Below are 271 nucleotides of genomic sequence, written 5' to 3'. Positions count from 1 at the left end.
GATGGGCTTGCCGGCCGCCCGGCGCAGCATGTCGTGCGCGTTGTGCCGCAGCGCCGGGACGTGGAGCACGCCGAACGCGGGGTCGAGCCGGGCGCTCGCCGCGCTCAGCGCGGGCCAGAAGACGTCGGGCGTCGTCCAGGTGCGCTCGGCCGCGCCGGGCTTGGCGGTCAGGTCGATCGGGTTCGTCATCAGCGCACCGCCTTCACGCGGGCGACGGCGAGGGCCCCCGCGAACGCGAACACCCCGGACAGGACGAACAGCCCCACGAACC

The 271-nt window shown here is 75.3% G+C and carries 1 protein-coding gene; it reads right to left on the bottom strand.

Annotated features, from left to right (window positions below):
- On the bottom strand, positions 1–189 hold a 189-nt coding region (locus AC1RPK_RS07725; RefSeq protein WP_481769351.1), incomplete at its 3' end, for a hypothetical protein.
- Positions 190–271: the final 82 nt, after the last annotated feature.

It is taken from the genome of Dellaglioa sp. CoH-55-MRSF-6 (assembly GCF_056782215.1).
This window is presented reverse-complemented; position numbering and strand designations above follow the sequence as displayed.